The 17,935-nt window shown below is 38.0% G+C and carries 15 protein-coding genes; 7 read left to right on the top strand and 8 right to left on the bottom strand.

The window, feature by feature from the left end:
- Positions 1 to 157: 157 nt before the first annotated feature.
- The 3 genes from D1839_RS00075 to D1839_RS00065 form a co-directional block, all read right to left on the bottom strand.
- A complete protein-coding gene (locus D1839_RS00075) occupies positions 158 to 667 on the bottom strand; it encodes a hypothetical protein (protein ID WP_120377861.1) in 510 nt (169 codons plus the stop codon).
- A gap of 134 nt (positions 668 to 801) precedes the next feature.
- Positions 802 to 1,410: a hypothetical protein gene (locus D1839_RS00070; RefSeq protein WP_120377860.1), complete on the bottom strand. Its 609-nt coding sequence runs from the start codon at positions 1,408 to 1,410 to the stop codon at positions 802 to 804.
- A gap of 43 nt (positions 1,411 to 1,453) precedes the next feature.
- Positions 1,454 to 1,798: a hypothetical protein gene (locus D1839_RS00065; RefSeq protein WP_120377859.1), complete on the bottom strand. Its 345-nt coding sequence runs from the start codon at positions 1,796 to 1,798 to the stop codon at positions 1,454 to 1,456.
- Positions 1,799 to 2,343: 545 nt separating this feature from the next.
- Between D1839_RS00065 and D1839_RS00060 the strand changes: the two genes are divergently transcribed.
- Together D1839_RS00060 and D1839_RS00055 are read left to right on the top strand one after the other, a co-directional pair.
- Entirely contained in the window at positions 2,344 to 2,574 is a 231-nt protein-coding gene (locus tag D1839_RS00060; protein ID WP_199689861.1) for a helix-turn-helix domain-containing protein, read from the top strand.
- 631 nt (positions 2,575 to 3,205) lie between these two features.
- Positions 3,206 to 4,798: a fatty acyl-CoA synthetase gene (locus tag D1839_RS00055; protein WP_286164669.1), complete on the top strand. Its 1,593-nt coding sequence runs from the start codon at positions 3,206 to 3,208 to the stop codon at positions 4,796 to 4,798.
- A 637-nt stretch (positions 4,799 to 5,435) separates the two neighbouring features.
- Here the strand turns inward: D1839_RS00055 and D1839_RS00050 are convergent.
- On the bottom strand, positions 5,436 to 5,891 hold the full coding sequence (locus tag D1839_RS00050) for a nucleoside deaminase (RefSeq protein ID WP_120377858.1): 456 nt from the start codon (positions 5,889 to 5,891) through the stop codon (positions 5,436 to 5,438).
- A gap of 95 nt (positions 5,892 to 5,986) precedes the next feature.
- A complete protein-coding gene (locus D1839_RS00045; RefSeq protein WP_120377857.1) occupies positions 5,987 to 6,442 on the bottom strand; it encodes a GNAT family N-acetyltransferase in 456 nt (151 codons plus the stop codon).
- Positions 6,443 to 6,849: 407 nt separating this feature from the next.
- Here D1839_RS00045 and D1839_RS00040 point away from each other — a divergent pair, with 407 nt between their 5' ends.
- Positions 6,850 to 7,560, top strand: coding sequence for an ankyrin repeat domain-containing protein (locus D1839_RS00040; protein ID WP_199689860.1), 711 nt, complete (start codon positions 6,850 to 6,852; stop codon positions 7,558 to 7,560).
- Between the two features lie 249 nt (positions 7,561 to 7,809).
- Here the strand turns inward: D1839_RS00040 and D1839_RS00035 are convergent, their stop codons facing one another.
- Positions 7,810 to 8,844 carry a zinc-binding alcohol dehydrogenase family protein gene (locus D1839_RS00035; protein WP_120377856.1) on the bottom strand — a complete coding sequence of 345 codons (1,035 nt, stop codon included), beginning with the start codon at positions 8,842 to 8,844 and terminating at the stop codon, positions 7,810 to 7,812.
- Positions 8,845 to 9,038: 194 nt separating this feature from the next.
- Between D1839_RS00035 and D1839_RS00030 the strand changes: the two genes are divergently transcribed.
- Positions 9,039 to 9,398, top strand: a complete 360-nt coding sequence (locus D1839_RS00030) for a winged helix-turn-helix transcriptional regulator (RefSeq protein WP_120377855.1) — start codon at positions 9,039 to 9,041, stop codon at positions 9,396 to 9,398.
- A gap of 438 nt (positions 9,399 to 9,836) precedes the next feature.
- On the opposite strand, the gene D1839_RS00025 is transcribed toward D1839_RS00030, so the two are convergent.
- Both D1839_RS00025 and D1839_RS00020 read right to left on the bottom strand, forming a co-directional pair.
- Positions 9,837 to 11,570 (bottom strand): putative ABC transporter permease subunit, encoded by a 1,734-nt coding sequence (locus tag D1839_RS00025; RefSeq protein WP_120377854.1) that lies wholly within the window; start codon positions 11,568 to 11,570, stop codon positions 9,837 to 9,839.
- A complete protein-coding gene (locus tag D1839_RS00020) occupies positions 11,567 to 12,346 on the bottom strand; it encodes an ABC transporter ATP-binding protein (protein WP_120377853.1) in 780 nt (259 codons plus the stop codon). The genes D1839_RS00025 and D1839_RS00020 overlap by 4 nt, the downstream gene beginning before the upstream one ends.
- Before the next feature lie 452 nt (positions 12,347 to 12,798).
- On the opposite strand from D1839_RS00020, the gene D1839_RS00015 reads away from it, so the two are divergent.
- The 3 genes from D1839_RS00015 to D1839_RS00005 are packed head-to-tail and all read left to right on the top strand — an operon-like array spanning position 12,799 to position 17,438.
- Positions 12,799 to 14,265, top strand: a complete 1,467-nt coding sequence (locus D1839_RS00015) for a PTS fructose transporter subunit IIC (protein ID WP_120377852.1) — start codon at positions 12,799 to 12,801, stop codon at positions 14,263 to 14,265.
- Positions 14,266 to 14,268: 3 nt separating this feature from the next.
- Positions 14,269 to 14,733 carry a PTS sugar transporter subunit IIA gene (locus D1839_RS00010; RefSeq protein WP_120377851.1) on the top strand — a complete coding sequence of 155 codons (465 nt, stop codon included), beginning with the start codon at positions 14,269 to 14,271 and terminating at the stop codon, positions 14,731 to 14,733.
- Between the two features lie 20 nt (positions 14,734 to 14,753).
- Positions 14,754 to 17,438, top strand: coding sequence for a glycoside hydrolase family 38 C-terminal domain-containing protein (locus D1839_RS00005; protein ID WP_120377850.1), 2,685 nt, complete (start codon positions 14,754 to 14,756; stop codon positions 17,436 to 17,438).
- Positions 17,439 to 17,935 lie beyond the last annotated feature (497 nt).

Genomic DNA, 17,935 nt, shown 5'->3' with positions numbered 1-17,935 from the left:
TTTTGGGTAACTGCGGTTGGAGCTTCCCAAAATAAGTTAATTATTTGTAATTGCAGGGACGAATATGTTTCGATAACTTTCGGTTTAACATTAAAGCGCACTTAACAAAATCACAGCGAGTCTTTCTAAGAAGTCTGCAAGCAATGATTTGCTACTTTTAGGTCTCTTCTTTAGCCCCTTGGCGTAATATAGCATATATTTCTATTAAAAATATAATGAAAGCCACTACCCCTGCAATAATAAAACTACTAGTTTGCTGGATGCCTATGATTAATCCGATCATATGTAAAGTAAAAGTTCGGATTAATAACAAGAAAATGGGGTAAAATAAATTCTCCCCAATGATGTGTTTCACTAAAAAATCGATCACATTATCAACCGTCAATAAAAATATCAGATACGCAATAAATACCACGCCAATCTGCTTCATGTTCAATTCCAAACCAAACAGTGTATTAGTTATTTTTATCGAGCCAAATAACGTAAACAGACCTAATCCAAGTACTAACGTGATTAGTAACGCTAGAAAAAATGCGGCTATCGTTAACCCTAAAATACCTCCCTTCTTTAATTTATTCTCTTTTTTCTCGCTAATTAACATCCATCCATATAGGACTGAAAATAAAAGTACGAATATAATAACGGTGATAGAGATAACTAGTTTCATATACACCCTCCGAATTTTGATCTTTCTGTCTCTCGTTTTCTTTGTCTTCCTTGGGTCAAATTCCATTAGGTGTACTTACGGATGAACAATACCCTTACACATGTAGTATTAAGTAAGTACAGTTGGTAATCATTCTATTTTGATTGCGTCACCGATGTTTCTACTTTTTCTTCTACCTTGACGTGTTCTTTTAAAAACCTTAAGATCCGCTTCAGTATCTGTTCAGAAGTAATCACAAAAGATGCATACCCAAATGTATATTTAATTTTAATTTTTAAGACATACCCTTGGTTCGCCGCTTGCGAAAAACCGTAATATCTATGATTTTTATCAATCGGTACAACGTAGATGGTGTTTATTCTTTTCCACGGAATAAACCGCATACCTATTAATATCCCATCATGTTTCACCGCAAATAAATTTAATGGCAGCATAAAATAGGAATATGCCAAAAAGAGAAGCATAAACAAATATTGATGCCAAGAAAATACATCCGTAATATAGACAATCGTGAACATAGCAATAATAAACAGTACGAGCGCAGCGTTTATGATTAAGCCATTTTTCTGACCTTCAACAGTCGGCGGAGCAGTTATTTTTTGCGGATGTTTTCGAATTGCACTTCGTTCTTCCTTCGTTGCTGGGATGGCGATCCGTTGCCTTAATTTTATCATTACCTGAATGATTCGAAAGCCATAATAGACAAGAGCTAATACCACCAAAATCATCATGGTCATTTCCATGATAAACACCACCTTTTTTGTAAATCATATGCAAACAAACCGATTATAGAGTTTTGTATTCATCTACCGTAGATCCAGGGATAAACTGAATCGAATAAGCCGAGCGTAATTCAGCTTGTAATTTATGTAATAAAGTGTACCCGACCTCATTATATGCAAATTCCTGTTGCACAGCATGTGGTAATAATTGTTCATTTTCCCAATCTATCCATTTGCCATATTGGGTGCTCCAAGCTTCCAATTCGTCCATTAATCCTTGAGAAATAGGCAAATCTTCTATATCTAAATTACACCGACAATGCTTACACCAAATCGGGTCTGCTCCAATATCTGCTTCTATAATTAATTCTCTCGTTTCTCCACGTTTACAACAACAATTCAGACGCAATACCTCCTAACCGACTGTATTCTACTTTAGATTATAAGTGATGAATATATTTTTAGGAACCTTTTTACAAAATTTAACAAAAATTGGATGAATTAAACAATCGCGAAACACAAAATGAATCCACCTTGCCAAGCACTAGCAGGAAGTAAGTCACTTTCATACAAATCCTATTTTACAGTATAGTTACTAATTAAACACTAATACGGCAGCAATAATATTTTATTTCTTATTTAGTTGCTAGATTTTTTCTAAACAAGCGATTGGTCTTATTATTGTATCAAATGACATCACGGTGCAGAAAACCAAATGATTAATTGTAATTTTTATCCTATTTACGCCAAATATTGGTACTTAATTAATAGAACTCCCTCGTTGTTCATGAGTGCTACAGATTTAAATTAGTGAATTACTCATTTCTCTTTATAGTTACGACACGCGTCTTCATCCGCGTTCTTTCTACATGTAAACAGCTAGTTAACAACTTAAACCATAAGTTTCTTCCCACATAATAATTAATCCTTTTTTATAAGCAGAGAGGTGAGTTTATGGAACAGCAAGCAAACTATTTTGGAGAAAAATTGAAAAAATGTAGAAAAAAACGCGGTTGGTCGCAGGAGAAATTAGCCAATGAGTTACATGCCTCACGACAGGCAGTGTACAAGTGGGAGGCAAATAAAGGTTATCCCGATATTCAAAATTTAATTCGCATTAGTGATCTGTTTGGTATAACAATAGACGAGCTTATTCGAGGGGATAAAAAATGCAGGAGACGATAACTATTGACCAGGGAGAATTATTTGACCAATTTTCAGATCCAGGGTTTTATTTAGGCATCATACTTGTATTTATAGGTATATTCATATTTTTGATGGATCTTTGACAAACATATTCTCCTTGATTGGTGTCCTAACCATCGTCTTTTTCACGGATACAGTGCGATCATTAAAAACATTATGAACAAAGGCGCAGAACGCCCGTTTAGCAACGTAGCGACTGGAACGAAGCAACGAAAGTTTTAGAAATCATACCACTAGAACAAGGGGGATGCCGACGCCTGAGCGGCAAGCCCGTATTTAGTCGACCTTCCTCTTAACCACGAACCAATGATGACTTATCGTAGGGCGGCTGCATTTCTAAAGTCGAATCGTTACTGGGCTCATGCGCCGGACGTGGTTATCCGGTTATTTCGTTATCCCCAAGCACCTCATTTTATACTGTCTTACCTTATTTAAAAAGTGGCCAAGCTATGAAGGAGAACGAAGCGCACATACAACAGAGGTATCGCTCATTTTTATACCTAAAGTGAAGACGCCATTCAGCTATTGCTTTTATCAATTATCTGAATTAAAATAATTAAAAGAATACTTCCCAAGAGCTGTTCACCATAATTTTCTGAGGAGGGAGACATTGAACACGGGAACAAATATTGATTTGGAGAAACTGTTGCAACGGGCAAGAAGAAATACACTCGGAGATATCCTTTCTCGTACAGCTGATCGAATGCCAGATAAAAATGCAATCTCTTACAAATCGATAGCATTAACGTATAAAGATTTGGATCATTTAGTGAACCAAACAGCACATGCATTTTTAGCACATGGAATGAAAAAAGGAGATATGATTACGGTCATGTCCAAAAACAGCTTAGATTTTGTAATTGTTAATTTCGCACTTGCTCGAATAGGAGCTGTAATGATTCCAATTAATTATATGTTAAGCTTAGAAGATATTGCGTATATTGTAGAACATGCAGAGGTTACTGGACTTATTGCTTCGGAACAATATGCAAATATACTTGCCGAAGCTTCCTCAAGCGTGGATATTAAATACCGGTATATGATGGACACAGACAAACAATCGCTAGAAGGTTGGAAACTACTAAGTGACATAAGAAAAACGCAGCCAAAATCACTGATGGAAGTTGACATCGGAGAAGAGGACCTTTGTCATGTTTTATATACAAGTGGAACGGAATCCCGACCTAAAGGTGTTATGCTTTCACATAAAAATATTGTAAGTGAGTATGTTAGTTGTGTTGTGGATGGGAAAATGGAAACGCAGGATACAATTATCCATGCTTTGCCACTTTATCACAGTGCGCAACTTCACGTGTTTTTAGGCCCGAGCATTTATGTTGGGGGTAGTGGTATTATTCTTGAGGGAGCAAATCCTAAAGTTATTTTAAAAACAGTCGAAGAGAAAAAAGTGACGCAGCTTTTTTGTCCGCCAACCATTTGGATTGCGTTATTGCGTCATCCTGAGTTTGCAATACGGGATTTATCTAGTCTGAAAAAATGCTACTACGGCGCAGCAACTATGCCAAGAGAAGTATTAAGAGAATTAGCAGAGCGCTTACCTAACGTAGGTTTTTGGAATTTTTACGGTCAAACAGAAGTGGCACCACTTGCCACGGTGCTAAAACCAGAGGATCAAATTCGAAAGCTCGGTTCAGCTGGAATTCCGTCATTAAATGTACAAACAAAAATTGTTGACGATAATGACCAAGAGGTAGCGCGTGGTGAGGTAGGTGAAATCGTACATCGAACACCACATGCGATGAAAGGCTATTTACATGATCCAGATAAAACAGCTGAAGTATTCCGAAACGGCTGGTTCCATAGCGGCGATTTAGGTGTAATGGATGAAGAAGGCTATATAACCATAGTCGATCGCAAGAAAGATATGATTAACACAGGAGGAGTAAACGTATCAAGCCGTGAAGTAGAAGAAACCATTTATCTCTTGAAAGGCGTGTCGGAAGTTGCTGTCATTAGCATACCAGATGCTTACTGGATAGAGGCGGTAACAGCGATCATTATTCCGAAAAAAAACACACAGCTAACAAAAGAGATGGTCCAAACATTTTGCAAAGAAAGATTATCTACATTTAAAGTACCGAAATACATTTTATTTACAGACACACTCCCTAAAAATCCAAGTGGAAAAGTTCTTAAGCGTAAGTTGCGAGATCAATATGGCGATATAAGTGTAGATTCATAAGCTATTTATGATATTACACTACGGATTGAATAAGCGAATAAAGCCAATTTTCAACTATCTACCACTGCTTGTAGTACTGTGATGGTATGACTTAAGCCCTCTAAACGAATCGGGCATTTAAGTGCTGTTATCCCCCTCTTCAACTTATTGTAGTATCGATTCTCCAATACTTGAAGCAGGAGGTCTTGTAGTACTTTTTGTATGGGATAAGTTACATGGCTTTGAACCAACGGTATACAAGCAGGAGATAATTAAGGTTATCCATAGAGCCTAAACTCCCATTCACATTAGCGCCGATTTGCTAGGAGACAATGATAGATGAGAGGATAATAAAAAAGGTAATGAATTTTAAGGTCAACGCAATAGAACCAATTCAAATGCAAGACTTTATAGAAACCACTCTCCTATTACTAGGTTATCCCGTTTTGATGGACCTTCCACGAATATAAGATAGAGGATTTCCACTATACTATATTGAAAAACAAAGCGCACATCTGTAACAGATGATGCGCTTTGATTTCGAGTAGAGAATCTATCACCTATACCTAAGGGAATAGTTCATAAGACTCTCATGCGGCCTCGGCAATGGAATAAGAGGAGGTTATCGTTTCCACATTGTATATTGTTTTGACATACGTTATACATTTCGCTGCTTCCAAAGCTCCATCGGGTTTTCTTGTCCACCACGTAAAGGCATATGCACAGGAAATAAAGAGCGTTGTTCTTTAGGTTTTTGTAAATCTTCGTAGATGTTTTTGGAAGCTCCTAAACCTACTTCATCAGCTTCCTCGACAGAAGCACAGTAATATATCTTGCTAATTCCTGCAAAATACATCGCCGTTAAACACATCGGGCATGGCTCTCCACTTGCATACATCGTGTAGCTTGATAAGTCATTTGTTTGTAATGCCTTTTGCGCTTTTCGAATAGCTAATAGCTCTGCATGACCACTTATATCATACGTGTGATGTAGTTCATTTACCCCCTCTGCTTTAATCTCTCCATCTTTCACAAGTACCGCTCCAAATGGCTGTCCGCCTGCTAGCACATTTTCCACTGCCAGCTCTACTGCACGTTCCATAAATTTATCCATTACTATTACCTCCATCAAAATAATATAACAGATACATCCTCTTATATACGTAAACTATTTTCTCCATACGCCCTGTAACTTGCATGTCTGTGCTTTTAACCTAAATCGATAGATAAGCGAATCATATCTGTACACAGAATTCCATTTTCAACAATAGGTTCTGAGTAATGCTTAACAAAAAAATCTTTATCTACACCAGTTATTCTAAAACCACATTTTTGATACATAGCTAGCTGACCTATACTCGAATTTCCTGTGCCAACTTCCATGATTCTGCATTTCTTTTCTTTCGCTTTCTGTATAGCATCAGCAATAAGCTTCTTTCCATATCCTTTCCCTTGTTCTTCTTCAGCTATTGCTATATTAATCAATTCAATGGTACTAGGCCTAGTTGGAAGCAAAACATAAACCCCAACCACTTTTTCAGTTATTTCGGCTATAAAACATTCTCCTCTAGAAAGATATGCTTCTATCAATTCTTTTTGTGGATCTGCTTCTAATAACAGTTCCAGCGGTGGGTTTTCACCTGCCTGTAACTTCCTGATTTGCATTCAATCATTCCCTCTATACATTTCAATTTGCATACACTACTTTCTTCAAAATCACTATAACATACCCACTAATAGAAAGACATTAAATTTTCCTATGGTTTAAATCATGATAAAATAAATACTCAATCAGTACGAATTTTCTATTAGCGTCCACTGATGGTTAGAGGAATGAATCAGGTAATTGATTAGTAGTTGGAGCTCAAATCGTTTTCATTACAGAATTGAAGCAGGCCTTTAGTGACAGCTTTAAAATAAAGTGAATCTGTAATAGGGGTTTTCTTTTGCCACCCTCTGCTCTAGTTAAGCCTTGCACTTATCCCCTTAGAACCCATTTCTTAAAGTAGAAGTAGAGATTTACTGCCAAGAATATGAGAATAAACTTAACTAATGAGGAGGTTAACAGACTGATGAAACAACATATGCTTTTGGGAGCTTTACTGGTTACCGTCATTTTTTTGGTCGCATGTCAAAACAGGAACGACTTTTCTTCAGATGAACAACAAACAAATAACAAGGAGGAGATTGCTTTGAATCAATCACTCATAGAAGCAGCTGCAAAGGGAAATCAGGAAAAAGTAGAACAACTACTCCAAAACGGTGCAAATATTGACGCAACCAATGATCAAGGAACTACAGCTGTACTCGCCGCTACATACAACAACGAAGTGGAGACAGTAAAATTGCTCATTGAAGAAGGCGCCGACATTAACAAACAGGATGATCGTTCGGACAATGTCCTGCTTTACGCCGGAGCAGAAGGCTTGCTGGATATTTTAAAATTAGCTTTAGAAGCTGGAGCTGACACAACACTTACCAATCGTTTTGGTGGAACAGCACTCATTCCCGCTGCTGAACGGGGGCATGTAGATGTAGTAAAGGAATTACTCACCAACTCAGACACTGACGTAAACCATATTAATAATCTGCATTGGACAGCATTGATGGAAGCAATCGTGCTTAGTGATGGTGGCAAAAAGCATCAACAGATTGTCCAATTACTTCTTGAACATGGTGCAGATGTTTCGATTACGGATAAGGAAGGGGTTACCCCATTAGAGCATGCCAAAGATCGCGGATTTGATAAAATAATTAAGTTATTGGAGAAGGCAAAGGCTTAAAGTAAAGCTTCCAACAGTGGGGATATTTTATCCACCATTGTGTGTTAGACCCGCCTGAGTATGACCTAAATACCTATGAACAGTCGGGTGTTTGGCTTACATGGTGTGCCCATCCCTCACCATGATGTTAGTCCCATAGGGGGTGTGGAGCTTTACTGCTAGTTTTATGGGATAAGTAATTTGCTTTGGTAGGGCAAATCTGGCTGTGGGCTTCTCATATATTAAGAAGTCCGCAGCCAAGCTAATTCATTACCCTTCCTTAGTTTCAAATCCCTCAACGACTAATTTCCCAATCATTTTTCCTGATTCTACAGTAGCGTGCGCTTTACGTAACGTTGCCGCATTAATCGGAGATAGCTTTTCTTGCAGCGTAGTTTTTAGTACACGTTGATCTAACAATTCGCTTACTTTATTTAATAAAAGATGTTGGTTAATCATATCCGGTGTTGTGTATAATGAACGTGTAAACATAAATTCCCAAACGAAAGTGGCGCTTTTACTTTTTAATACATTTAAATCAAGCGGTTGTTCATTTTCCACAATGGAACATACTTTTCCTTGAGGTTTAATTACTTCTCCCATAGCTTCCCAATGCTGATCCGTATTATTTAAGCAAAGAATATAGTCTACCTCATGCAACTGTTTCTCTGTTATTTGTGCTTTCAAAGCCTTATTATGATTGATGATATGATCAGCGCCAAGTTGTTTAACCCAATTTACCGTTTCTGGACGAGAAGCGGTAGCAATCACTTCCAAACCAGCCCACTTAGCAAGTTGGATCGCAATCGAACCTACTCCCCCAGCGCCACCAATAATCAGAATGCTTTGTAAATTGTTTTTCTGGTTATTCTCTGAGTTAATTGCTAATCTTTCAAATAACGCTTCCCAAGCAGTTATGGTCGTTAGCGGCATTGCAGCAGCTTCTGCAAAGGATAATGTTTTTGGTTTTTTTCCTACAATCCGTTCATCTACAAGATGATATTCACTATAAGTACCTGGTCTGTTAATAGCACCAGCATAGTAAACTTCATCCCCTACCTGAAATAATTTACAGTCTTCTCCTACTTCCACGACCACTCCGCTAGCATCCCATCCTAATACTTTAGGCATTTCTTCTTTCTTTTCTTTTGGTGCACGGACTTTTACATCCACCGGGTTAATAGAAATGGAATTTATTTTAACTAGCAAATCTGTATCCTTTGCGGTTGGTTTAGTTGCTTCAAAATCAAATAGACTATCTTCCTGATCAATTGGCAAATATTCCAATAATCCGACTGCCTTCATGCGATCATCTCCTTTAATTTATTTGTTCCTATTATAGAAACAAACGCAAAATAATGTAAGAAGGCACATTTATGTTGTATAGTAACATTAGTGTTACCTATAAGGTTATTTCTAATATGAGATTATTACGGTATCACAATCCCCGAGAAATGCATTTCTGCAAATGATTTAAAACTAAAACAGGCGGTGGGTAGATGAGAAACAGAAAAAGCGGATACGGTTGCCCAGAAGGCTGTCCGGTAGAATCAACGTTAGATGTCATCGGCGGGAAATGGAAAGGCGTTATTTTGTATCATTTGCTAAATGACAAAAAGCGTTTCAACGAATTACGTCGCTTAATTCCTGGTATAACCCAACGCATGCTATCCTTACAATTAAGCGAACTAGAACAAGATGGTGTAATTTGCCGTAAAGTATATCCGGAAGTGCCTCCAAGAGTCGAGTACTCAATGACTGAATTTGGCATGACTTTAGAACCCATTATTACGCAAATGAAAGAATGGGGAGACAAATATAAAGCTAGAATGTTTGAAAATAAGCAAAAGAGTCAATAATATTTTTTCTTGTTCTTTTACTTCTACACTACAAGCTCATTACGTTTTCTGCAAGATATACCATAAGAGGCGTCCTGTATCTCAGCATGCCAACACCGAAACAGTTTTCAAGAACAAAGGCGCAGAACGCCCGTTTAGCAACGTAGCGACTGGAACGAAGCAACGAAAGTTTTAGAAATCATGCCACTAAAACAAGGGGTATGCCGACGCCTGAGCGGCAAGCCCGTATTTAGTCGGCCTTCCTCTTAGCTACAACCAATGATGACTTAGCGGAGGGCGATTCGAGAAGTCGCCTAGTTGCAGGGCGCTTGCGCCGGAAGTAGCTATTCCGTTATTCCCTTATCCCAAAGCAACAAATTTTATACTCCCTCTATATACTAACAAAAAAGAGAGCAGTGTGCTCCCTTTCTTTTTTGTCCCTCATTATTTTAGAAATCCTTATAACCTTAATGATTTCGTATGTTGCACCATTTCAATTTCTATACCTTGCTCCATTTTCCGAGCGCTGAGGGACATAAAAATAGCACCAATACCAGCCGAAACGACTATCAATAATATAATCCCTAACAAAGTTACCAGTACAGGACTAGCCTCTTTCCATACTAATACTGTATGAACGAAATTTGCCACTAGACCAAACACGCCACTACTGTCGCTTGCAACCTCTTGTGCTAACTCTTTTGCTTTTGTAGGAATAAGTAGCAAAACATATGGAATAAGTGCTAAAAGCAGATACACATATGAAGCGATAATTAAAAGTAATGACGATCCAAATTTCAGCCTATTTTGTGGATTTTCCGGATTATATTTCGCTCCAATGGTTCCAAACCACAGACCTATCCCGCTAATACCAATAGTCATAACAGCTTTCATAGCTATCCCAGCAATAAATGGAAGCACCGTCCAGCCCAAAAACAGACCAACAGTAATCTCAACAACCGTTAACACGACAAAAGGGATGAGCCAGCTAATCCACAGTTTTCCAAGCGCTATTTCTTTTCCGGACAACGGAAGAATACGCAAAATCCAAAGGTTATTTGCTTCCCGAGCAACAGAAGAACTAGCAATCTGCCCATTAAACATAGCATAAATCAACAAAAAGATAACTTGCGCTATGGGCCATGTCACTTCATGGGGGCCTCGTAAATCAGTCAAACTGCCGCTTCCATTTATCACTCCCGTAAAGATATATCCGACAAAAAAGAAAAGTAACGGTAGAAAAACTAGCCACTCTCTCATATCACGCTTCATCATCAACCATTCTTTCTTACCAATCGCAATAACGGGATGATTTGGTTCGGCCTTGGACACTTTTTCAGAAATTTTCTTCTTTCTTTTTCCTCCCCCTTCACTTAGCTTAATCCAACCCGTTCGGAAACCCTTTTCCACAAATATGGACGCAAATAAAACAGATATAATTGCTAATGTAACCATCATAGTTAACGGTAGAATAAAACCAAAAGACCCCGCACTTGCTTCGGAGATAGCTTTACTTGCCCAAGTTAGGGGCACCCATTCTGGAAAAAGAGGAAGTCCAGTTAAAATCATTTCCGTTAAAGAACGTTCAGCCATCATATCTGGAAGCAGAATTAATAAATATACAAATACACCAGAAAGAACACTCATAACCGTCATAAATTCATTTGCCCGGCTAGCTGGAATGATTTGAATAAGTAATAAGTTAAACAAGTAAGCAATCGACAATCCAATCACCATCACCGCTAGCAAAACAAGGAAAAAAACAGGATAGTACAACATATGCACACCGACCGTTGCTCCGTATGTGAACATCGGAACAATAACGATAATAAAAAATATTAGGGGTATACCTGCAAAGCTCTGAATATATTTCGTCCAAAAAATATATTTCGTCGGAATAGGCATCGTAAATAATAAATTCAAGTCCGTTGCTGAGTAAAGTTGTTTAAATACTTGCGGCAACCCAAACAAAATAAGAAATCCGATTACTGCTAACATACCGTATGCTAATACGCCTTCAAAAATGTAACCCGATAAAGACCCGCTAAATGCAACAATACTATTCGTAACCCAGATTAAAAAGAATCCAATTAAAAGAAATGTGATGAGATACCCAACGTACGACTTGCTAGACTGGGATTTAAATGTATTAATAAAGATCTTCCATTGATTAGCAAGCAAGACTTTCATCATTGGCTGTCACCTTGATTCGTTAAACCTTGAATGATTTCCTGATGGTCTTCGCCACCTGTTAATTCTAAGAAAATATCTTCCAAGCTCTTATCTGCATATTCGCCTCGACTTCTTAATTCTTCCAACGTTCCTAATGCAATAATGTCTCCTTCAAAAATAATCCCCACACGATCACACATTTGCTCAGCAATTTCCAGAATATGTGTTGATAAAAAGGCTGTCATCCCATTATCACACAGCTCACGTAATAAATTCTTTAATGTTCTGGCACTTTTCGGATCCAGACCTACTGTCGGCTCATCTAAAAACAGCACATCTGGACGATGTACTAAAGCACCACAAATGGCAATTTTCTGCTTCATCCCATGAGAATAACTTTCAATTAAATCATGAGCCCGATTCGTTAACCCGAACATATCCAAAAGCTTCCTCGCTTCTTCTTGAAAGACGTCTTTGGGAATGCGATAAACGGAAGCGATAAATTCAAGATAATCCCAACCGGTTAGTTTCGGATAAATATTCGGCTGATCTGGCACATAAGCAATATGCTTCTTTGCCTCAATCGGATTTTTCCATATATCAATACCAGTAATGGCAGCAGTTCCACTGGAAGGTTCCAACAATCCAGTTAGCATTTTAATCGTCGTCGTCTTCCCAGCACCATTAGGTCCAAGGAATCCAAAAAGCTCTCCTTTCTTCACTTCAAGTGTAATATTTTTAACCGCCTTGTTCCTACGATACGATTTTTCTAAATTGGTTAGCTTTATTGCTTCCATTGTCTCACCTTTCATGTTTAGAAGTTATTATTATTATAACAAACATCATCCAGCTACGGGTATATTTTCAGAATACGCCATAATCGCCATAAAGGACTTGATTCTAGCTTGTTCGCAATTATGACGGAGCTGCTTACTCTTACCTCTTACTTACTGCTTACCTGTTACCCTGTTCATAATCGCCTACTTTCTCTTTGTATCACCTTTTAAGTCTCCCACCCATCACTTTCTTCCCTAAACTGAAATTACTTTCATGAAAATGCATAAAAAAGATACTTTATACAGAATAACCTGTAGATATATACAATATAATGCAACCTCCATATAATAAAAGTATAGCTATATGTCTTTCTTATTGTATCTAGATACATGGAGACTCAGAAAAGAAATACCACGTATAATGTCGTATAACTTCCATAAGTACCAATACAAACTCTGAAAGGTGAGCTACCATGTCTAAAAAGAAAATTGTTGGTGTTACAGCTTGTTCTGCTGGAATAGCCCATACGTATATGGCCGCAGAATCTTTAGAAAAAGCTGGGGTTGCCAAAGGATATGAAATGAAAGTGGAAACACAAGGTTCCATCGGTGTCGAAAACAAACTTACCCCTCTAGAAATTGAGGAAGCGGACGTAGTAATCTTAGCTGTGGAAATTAATATAGATATGTCCCGTTTTGTAGGCAAACGTGTATTAAGAGTACGGGCAGCTGAAGCGATTAAAAATCCTGAGACTTTAATTGAAAGGGCTTTAAATCAAGCAACGACTTACGGAGAAAAAGGAACAAAAGCTGGGATAGCCAAAATGGGTAAAACGGAGGAAGGTGGCTTCTTCCAGCATATTATGGCGGGTATTTCCTACATGATCCCAATGGTTATTGCGTCAGGACTTATTTTAGCTATTGCCAATGTATACGCATTCCAAAAGGATGAAGCAGGAAGAATTGTCAACTGGGGGTTTGATACTTCGACATTTATAGGAGATTTAATGTCCAACTTGTTCAGTGTTGGACAAGTTGGTTTTCTATTGATGATCCCATTATTTGCTGGATTTGTTGCTAACTCCATAGCTGGAAAACCAGCTATTGCCGCTGCCATGATTGGAACATATATTGCCAACGATGCAGAAATGCTTGGCGCAGAAGCTGGCGGAGGGTTCCTAGCTGCTATTCTTGTAGCTTTCGCAGCTGGCTATTTAGTAAAAGTTCTTAAAAAGATTCCTTATCCTAAAATGATTCAACCTATTGTACCTATTATGATACTTCCATTAGTAAGTACATTAATTATATCTATTTTTGTTCTATATGTGATTGGCACTCCAATGGCTTCAATGATGGATTTTTTATATCAAGGGTTAACGACACTAAATCAAAATTATGCGGCTGCTCCAGTCATCGTAGGTGTTATTATCGGAGCAATGGTCGGATTTGACCTTGGTGGCCCAATTAACAAGACAGCACTTGTTTTTGGGACAGCAGTCTTTACTGACACCGTTGCCAAATACGGAATTGAAGGCGCCAATTTTGTACCACAAACAGCTACTCAAGCTGCTATTTCAGTCGCTCCGCTCGGCATTTGGCTTGCTTCCATTTTATTTAAAAAGAAATTTTCGCCAACCGAAAAAGTATCTGCTCACAGCGCCTTTGGAATGGGTATGGTTGGTGTAACGGAAGGTGCAATACCTTTTGCTGCCCAAGATCCAATCCGAATGATCCCTGCCTTTGTTGCTGGATCAGCAGTGGCTGGAGGCCTTGCTGCAGGATTAGGTGCAAAATTCTATGGTGGAATTGGCTCTCCGCTCGGCACATTTATTGGTTATATTGAACAACCTATTCCATTTGTCACATGGATATTTAGTGTCATGACAGGAGTTCTCGTAACAGCTGTTATTATTGGATTCACAAAGAAAAAGGTGGAATAAATCATGACTACATCTATTTTAGATATGCAACATATTACTTTTCAAACTGCAGCAAAGACAAAAGATGAAGCGTTGCAATTCATTGCGGACTTCGCAAAGGAACAGGGCATTGTTAAATCCGCTAAGGCTTATTATAAAGGTCTTAAAAAACGCGAGGAAGAGGTTACAACTGGATTTAAAAACTCCATTGCTATTCCTCACTGTAAACATAAAACAGTTAAAAAACCTGGGCTTATATTAGTAAAATTCAAAAACCCAATCGATTGGGAATCCATGGATAATCAACCTGTTCATATTACGTTTGCACTCGCAATTCCTGAAGGGAAGAACCAAGAACATTTAACATTACTCAGTACTATTTCTCGAGCATTAATTGATGAAGCATTTACTAAAAAAATCCTAGAAGCTTCCACCACTGAAGAAATGTTTACCGTTATTAAGAATAAATTACTTACTCAAGGCAATTAACAGATTAGGGTGTTGTTGAAATGAAAACTAAAATTCACGTCATCGCTCATACCCATTGGGACTATGAGTGGTATTTTACAAGTAATGAATCATTTATACAACTTTGTTATCACGTAGATGAAGTAATAAAAGCTTTACAAGAGGGAGTCCTCGACTATTACATGCTGGATGGACAAATGAGCATTGTCGAAGATTATTTGGAAGTGCACCCAGATAAAAGGGAAACATTCAATTCCCTTATTACAACAGGAAAATTAAAAGTTGGTCCTTGGTACACACAATCAGATCAAATGATCATTCGTGGTGAGTCGCTTGTTCGTAACTTGCAACTCGGATTAGAATCAGGGGATGCATTAGGAGGAGCAGATCGTTTAGGGTATGTACCTGATGCGTTCGGGCAATCCATTGATATGCCGAAAATCTTTTCCCAGATGGGCATTGATAAAGCTGTTTTTTGGCGAGGATTATCATCCGATCAATTGAGTCAAAGAGAATTCCTTTGGCAATCGGAGGATGGTTCCAGACTGTTAACCTACAATATAAAAGATGGTTATTTCGTGGGTGTGCAGCTAATTGAAATAGACTATACTAAACCATTATTGGATCAAATTAAGCAAGATAGTACATCCTCTCATATTGCGTTACCAGTTGGTGGCGATCAACGCTATGTCGATTTCAATTTAAAAGAACGGATTGCGTATTATAATGATCAGCTTACAGATGAGCAATTAGTGGAAAGTAATTACGATCAGTTGTTTGCACAAATTAATGAAGAAGCTAACACTTTACCAATTGTGCAGGGAGAATTATTGAATGCAGAAGTTTCCAAAATTCATCGCTCCATTTACTCATCTCGCTACGATCATAAGTATTTAAACGATAAAATAGAACGCCGACTGATTTACCAACTAGAACCATTAATGATGTTAGCAGATCAGCTAGGGCTACCTTATAAGCAAGAACTAGTAGATAAAATTTGGAAATTGACGTTACGTAATCATGCTCATGACAGTGCAGGTGGATGTAATAGTGATAAAACGAACCAAGCTATTTTACAACGGTTCATTGAGGCGGATCAACTGTCCTATTCTGTAGTAGATTACTTAACAAGAAAAATTAGCGAATCAAGAAAAAATCTAAAAGAAAATCAAATTACTGTCTTTAACACATTACCAATAGAAAGAGAGCAAGTTATTGGCATTACATTATCGCTACCACAAACTGCTTTTACGATTTACCATGAAGGGAAAAAGGTCACTTTTGACATCAGAAAAATAATCAAGCATTCGAATGCACCTATTCGAAAAAACATTCATCCTTCTCCAGAGTCATATTATTACGAAATTGAAATTGTTTTGCCTTTAAAACTACCACCACTGGGTTATGAAGTACTTGATATTAAATTAAACGAAGCTAGTATAGAAACGACCTCTGCTTCTAAGCAACTAGAGGAAAACGGAAATACGATTGAAAATGAGTACTATCAAGTGTGTTTCAAAAATGGAAGTATTCAAGTTTTTGATAAAGAAAGCAACATCCTTTACCCAGATTTCCTAATGATGGAGGATGCAGGAGATGACGGTGACAACTACGACTACTCACCACCAGCAAACGACTGGAAATTGCAATTTAAATTTGATAGAGCTAACGTTTCTATCGTCAAAGGAAATTGGAAAAGCTCATTAAAACTAAACGGTTGCTTTATTATTCCGAAAAACCAATCTGAACGAGAACAAAGAAAGGCTACTACATCAATTCCCTACTGTTGCACACTGGAGTTAGAAGCTCACAAACAAGCAGTGGATGTTCATTTGGAAATAAACAACCAAGCAATGGATCACCGTATGCGATTACTTGTAAATGGCGGGGTAAAGACGGAACATAGTATAGCTGACACACCTTTTGGAACTATTTATCGTCCTGTTGTCGACCCTAACTTAAAAGATTGGAAGGAAAGGAACTGGAAAGAAGAACCAACTGGTCTTTATCCTATGCTCAGTTTCGTCAACTTACATGACCAACAAAAAAGTATTACTGCTTTTACAAAAGGTATAAAAGAGTATGAAATCATCGGGTCCAAAGAGAAAATAATTGCGCTTACCTTATTCCGTGCAGTAGGATATCTCGGTAAGCCTGATCTCAAGCGACGTCCAGGCGTTGCTTCCGGTAACCAATTCAAATATATTGAAACTCCGGATAGCCAATTACAAAAAACATTAACGTTTAAGTGCTCCATTCAGATTAAGCACACATTTAACGCAGCACGTGTATTCTGTGAATACCAAAAACATGCCATAGCTTTTCCCTATTACCAACAACAAAACGTGAACCAATTTACTAATACGCTAAAATATTTTGTCATGCATCCATTGTCATTTCAAGTTCCAAAAACATATTCTTTTGTTGATGCTACAAAGGTGAAGCAAGTCGTATTCAGTTCATGTAAGAAAGCACGTAATAGAAAGGGGATGATCATACGCTTTTTCAATCCAGTTAATCAGGCTATTCAAAATGGTGGTGAGTTAATCTGCAGAGAAAATATTCACTTTTGGCAGTTTACTACAATGGAAGAGACGATTGATGAACAATATTTCCAAAACAGTCAAACGATTCCCTTAGGTAAATTTAAACCAAAAGAAATTAAAACGATTTATATAGAATTTCAAACACCTACGAAAGAACAAAGGCGCAGGACGCCCGTTTAGCAACGTAGCGACTGGAACGAAGCAACTGAGATAAAGGAATCACGGTGAGGTAACGAACCGATGATAACTTATCGGAGGGCGATTTGTGAAGTCGCCTAGTTGCTGGGCTCATGCGCCGGACGTGGCTTATTCGGTTAATTCGTTATGCCAAAGTAATAAATTTTATACTTTCTTATCTTTGAACAAAGGCGCAGGACGCCCGTTTAGCAACGTAGCGACTGGAACGAAGCAACTAAAGTTTTAGGAATCATGCTCCTGCAACAGGAGTATGCCGACGTCGGGTGGCAAGCCCATTTTTAGTCGGCCTTCCTCTTAATCATGAACCGATGATAACTTACCGGAGGGCGATTTGTGAAGTCGCCTAGTTGCTGGGCTCATGCGCCGGACGTGGCTATTCCTTTATATCGTTATCCCAAAGCTAAAATTTTTATACTCCCTCTATATACTAACGTTTTCTCTTGTTTTCTTTGTTTTTCTTAGAATTTCATTTTGTTTTT

Source organism: Roseburia sp. 1XD42-34, assembly GCF_009917385.1.
Classification (GTDB): domain Bacteria; phylum Bacillota; class Bacilli; order Bacillales; family Amphibacillaceae; genus Virgibacillus.
The sequence above is the reverse complement of the archived record's forward strand: the minus strand, read 5'-3'. Positions and strand labels throughout refer to the sequence as shown.

Coding starts and splice junctions, on each gene's coding strand:
- D1839_RS00075 (WP_120377861.1), bottom strand. CDS start 667: ATGAAACTAGTTATCTCTATCACCGTTATTATATTCGTACTTTTATTT.
- D1839_RS00070 (WP_120377860.1), bottom strand. CDS start 1,410: ATGGAAATGACCATGATGATTTTGGTGGTATTAGCTCTTGTCTATTAT.
- D1839_RS00060 (WP_199689861.1), top strand. CDS start 2,344: ATGGAACAGCAAGCAAACTATTTTGGAGAAAAATTGAAAAAATGTAGA.
- D1839_RS00050 (WP_120377858.1), bottom strand. CDS start 5,891: ATGGATAAATTTATGGAACGTGCAGTAGAGCTGGCAGTGGAAAATGTG.
- D1839_RS00045 (WP_120377857.1), bottom strand. CDS start 6,442: ATGCAAATCAGGAAGTTACAGGCAGGTGAAAACCCACCGCTGGAACTG.
- D1839_RS00040 (WP_199689860.1), top strand. CDS start 6,850: ATGAAACAACATATGCTTTTGGGAGCTTTACTGGTTACCGTCATTTTT.
- D1839_RS00035 (WP_120377856.1), bottom strand. CDS start 8,844: ATGAAGGCAGTCGGATTATTGGAATATTTGCCAATTGATCAGGAAGAT.
- D1839_RS00030 (WP_120377855.1), top strand. CDS start 9,039: ATGAGAAACAGAAAAAGCGGATACGGTTGCCCAGAAGGCTGTCCGGTA.
- D1839_RS00025 (WP_120377854.1), bottom strand. CDS start 11,570: ATGATGAAAGTCTTGCTTGCTAATCAATGGAAGATCTTTATTAATACA.
- D1839_RS00020 (WP_120377853.1), bottom strand. CDS start 12,346: ATGGAAGCAATAAAGCTAACCAATTTAGAAAAATCGTATCGTAGGAAC.
- D1839_RS00015 (WP_120377852.1), top strand. CDS start 12,799: ATGTCTAAAAAGAAAATTGTTGGTGTTACAGCTTGTTCTGCTGGAATA.
- D1839_RS00010 (WP_120377851.1), top strand. CDS start 14,269: ATGACTACATCTATTTTAGATATGCAACATATTACTTTTCAAACTGCA.
- D1839_RS00005 (WP_120377850.1), top strand. CDS start 14,754: ATGAAAACTAAAATTCACGTCATCGCTCATACCCATTGGGACTATGAG.